Consider the following 3483-nt stretch of genomic DNA (forward strand, 5'->3'; position numbering starts at 1 on the left):
AAGGTCAGTTTTTCGAAGTTATCGGCGCCAGTGACGGACTCCAGCTTGTTCACGATGCTTGGCTGGCCGCCAACGTACACGTCGTCCGGCGCGTGGATGGTGATGGTGCCGGTGGCGCTGCCAGCCGGAACGGTCACCTTGGTGCCATCCGACAGAGTGAAGGTCAGGCCGCCGTGACCCTTGACGTCCAGGCCTTGGGCGTTGGTCAGCGTAACGGTGTAAGTGATCTCGCCGCCTTCGCTGACGGTCGTTTTGTCAGCAGTCAGGGTTGCGACCACTTCACTTTCGGTGTCAGCGATCTGAACCGTTGCCGAACCGCCCAGCTCGAGATTCTCGAAGGTCTTGCCCGGAACGGTGGCATCGGTGATGCCGACAGTCAGAGAGCCCGAATCCTTGAAGACGTCATCGCCTTGGGCTGGAGCTTTGTACTCAACTTGGGTCTGGCCCGCTGCAATGGTGACCTTGTCGCCATTGCTCAAGGTTACGGTCAGCGGACGATCCAGTGGTTGGTTCACTTTGACAGTGAACGATGGTTGCTGGTCTTCAGTGACATTGCCATTGCTGACGATGGTGACGGAAACCTTGTCGCCTTCGTTGCCGGTGCCTGGAGTGCCAGTGCCTGGCTCGTCTGTCACCGTGGTAGTGACGGTGTTGTCGCCGAGGGTCAGCTTCTCGAAGTTGTCGCCACCGGTGACGGACTCGATCTTGTTAACGATGTTCGGCTGGCCGCCGACGTAAACGTCGTCCTTGGCGGTGATGGTGAAGGTGCCAGTGGCGCTACCCGCCGGCACGGTAACTTTGGTGCCATCGCTGAGGGTGAACACCAGGCCGTTGTGGCCAGTGACCGACAGGCCCTGGGCGTTGGTCAGGGTGACGGTGTAGGTGACCTGGCCGCCTTCGCTGACAGTGGTCTTGTCGGCGCTGAGGGTAGCGACTACTTCGCTGATAGTGTCAGCGATCTGCACGGTGGCCGAACCGCCGAGCTCGAGGTTTTCGAAGGTCTTGCCTGGAACGGCGGCGTCGCTGATGCCCACAGTGAGCGAACCGGAATCCTTGAAGACGTCATCGCCCTGGGCTGGCGCCTTGTACTCGACCTGGGTCTGGCCCGCCGCGATGGTGACTTTGTCGCCGTTGCTCAAGGTCACGGTCAGCGGACGATCCAGTGGCTGATTCACTTTGACGGTGAACGACGGCTGCTGATCTTCAGTGACGTTGCCGTTGCTGACGATGGTGACGGAAACCTTGTCGCCTTCGTTGCCGGTGCCCGGGGTGCCAGTGCCCGGTTCATCGGTGACATCGGTTTTCACTTCGTCCTGACCCAAGGTCAGTTTTTCGAAGTTATCGGCACCAGTGACGGCCTCCAGCTTGTTCACGATCGATGGCTGACCGCCAACGTACACGTCATCAGGCGCATGGATGGTGATAGTCCCGGTGGCGCTACCCGCCGGAACGGTGACTTTTGTGCCGTCGCTCAGGGTGAACACCAGGCCGTTATGGCCAGTAACCGACAGACCTTGGGCATTGGTCAGCGTAACGGTGTAGGTGATCTCACCGCCTTCAGATACGGTGGTTTTGTCAGCAGTCAGGGTCGCGACAACCTCACTTTCGGTGTCAGCGATCTGAACAGTGGCCGAGCCACCCAGCTCGAGATTTTCGAAGGTTTTGCCCGGAACGGTGGCATCGGTGATGCCGACAGTCAGAGAGCCCGAATCCTTGAAGACGTCATCGCCTTGGGCTGGAGCTTTGTACTCAACTTGGGTCTGGCCCGCTGCAATGGTGACCTTGTCGCCATTGCTCAGGGTGATAGTCAGCGGACGATCCAGTGGTTGGTTCACTTTGACAGTGAACGACGGCTGCTGGTCTTCGGTGACGTTGCCGTTGCTGACGATGGTGACGGAAACCTTGTCGCCTTCGTTGCCGGTGCCCGGAGTGCCAGTACCTGGTTCGTCTGTCACTGTGGTGGTGACGGAGTTGTCGCCGAGGGTCAGCTTCTCGAAGTTATCGGCGCCGGTAACACCTTCCAACTTGTTCACGATCGCTGGCTGGCCGCCAACGTAGACGTCGTCCGGGGCATGGATGGTGATGGTCCCGGTGGCGCTGCCCGCCGGCACGGTGACTTTGTTGCCGTCGCTGAGCGTGAAGACCAAACCGCCATGACCTTTGACGTCCAGGCCCTGGGCGTTGGTCAGAGTAACGGTATAGGTGATCTCGCCGCCTTCGGACACAGTGGTCTTGTCAGCGGTCAGAGTCGCGATCACTTCGCTTTCGGTGTCGGCGATCTGAACGGTAGCCGAGCCGCCGAGCTCCAGGTTTTCGAAAGTCTTGCCTGGTACGGAAGCGTCGGAAATACCAACGGTCAGTGAGCCCGAGTCTTTGAAGACGTCATCGCCTTGGGCTGGAGCCTTGTACTCGACCTGAGTCTGACCTGCCGCGATGGTGACCTTGTCGCCGTTGCTCAAGGTGACAGTCAGCGGACGATCCAGCGGCTGGTTCACTTTTACGGTGAACGACGGCTGCTGATCTTCGGTGACGTTGCCGTTGCTGACGATGGTGACGGAAATCTTGTCGCCTTCGTTGCCGGTGCCTGGAGTACCAGTGCCCGGCTCGTCAGTCACAGTAGTGGTGACGGTACCGTCACCCAGCGTGAGTTTCTCGAAGTTATCGGCGCCGGTAACACCTTCCAGCTTGTTCACGATCGCTGGCTGGCCGCCAACGTAGACGTCATCAGGTGCATGGATGGTGATGGTGCCGGTGGCGCTGCCCGCCGGAACGGTCACTTTGGTGCCGTCGCTAAGCGTGAATACCAGGCCGTTATGACCAGTAACCGACAGACCTTGAGCGTTAGTCAGGGTGACGGTGTAAGTGATCTCGCCGCCTTCAGATACGGTGGTTTTATCGGCCGTCAGGGTCGCGACAACCTCACTTTCGGTATCGGCGATCTGAACGGTAGCCGAGCCGCCGAGTTCCAGATTCTCGAAGGTTTTACCTGGAACACTGGCGTCGCTGATCCCAACGGTGAGCGAGCCCGAGTCTTTGAAGACGTCATCGCCTTGGGCTGGCGCCTTGTACTCAACCTGGGTCTGGCCCGCAGCGATGGTGACCTTGTCGCCATTGCTCAGGGTAACGGTCAGCGGACGATCCAACGGTTGGTTCACTTTGACGGTGAACGACGGTTGCTGATCTTCGGTGACGTTGCCGTTACTGACGATGGTGACGGAGACTTTGTCGCCTTCGTTGCCGGTGCCCGGAGTGCCGGTGCCCGGCTCATCGGTGACATCGGTTTTCACTTCGCCCTGACCCAAGGTCAGTTTTTCGAAGTTATCGGCGCCAGTGACGGACTCCAGCTTGTTCACGATGCTTGGCTGGCCGCCAACGTACACGTCGTCCGGCGCGTGGATGGTGATGGTGCCGGTGGCGCTGCCAGCCGGAACGGTCACCTTGGTGCCATCCGACAGAGTGAAGGTCAGGCCGCCGTGACCCTTG

General features: G+C 59.6%; 1 protein-coding gene. It reads right to left on the reverse strand.

Annotation, left to right across the window (positions count from 1 at the left end; translation table 11 throughout):
- A partial coding sequence (locus VA602_RS05250; protein ID WP_323452676.1) for an immunoglobulin-like domain-containing protein occupies positions 1 to 3483 on the reverse strand: 3483 nt, incomplete at both ends.

Origin of the sequence: Pseudomonas machongensis (assembly GCF_034961125.1) — a bacterium.
GTDB classification, from domain to species: Bacteria; Pseudomonadota; Gammaproteobacteria; order Pseudomonadales; family Pseudomonadaceae; genus Aquipseudomonas; species Aquipseudomonas machongensis.